Source organism: Wenzhouxiangella sp. YN1, from assembly GCF_056324145.1.
This window is the reverse complement of the sequence record NZ_JBJNIO010000032.1, coordinates 1-281: the sequence shown is the minus strand read 5'-3', so window position 1 is coordinate 281 and position 281 is coordinate 1. Positions and strand designations below refer to the sequence as shown.

Annotated in this window: 1 pseudogene; it reads right to left on the bottom strand. The window is 62.6% G+C overall.

Annotation, left to right across the window (positions count from 1 at the left end):
• Positions 1–281: pseudogene (locus ACEWQZ_RS00080) on the bottom strand (hypothetical protein); the annotation flags it as partial.

Here is a 281-nt window from a genome sequence, read left to right as displayed (position 1 = left end):
TTGCTGACGGACTTCTCGTCTTCGATTGGAATGGGCGGCTCGCCTTCGGCTAGTAGCCGGAAGGGGAGCGACTGCCCCTTGCTGAGCACGGTCACGCGACCGTCAAAGTGCTCGCACAGCGTCACGAGGCTGCCTCTGAGTCGGTAGCCCTTGCCCTGGCCGGTGATCTGGTATTCGCGGTTGTGGAACTGGCAGGTGAGGTTCTTCGACAGCTTGCGGGTGTGGTGGATGGAAAAGATCTGATCGAGCTCGCCGGCGTCGTGCAGTACGGGCCGGTGGGC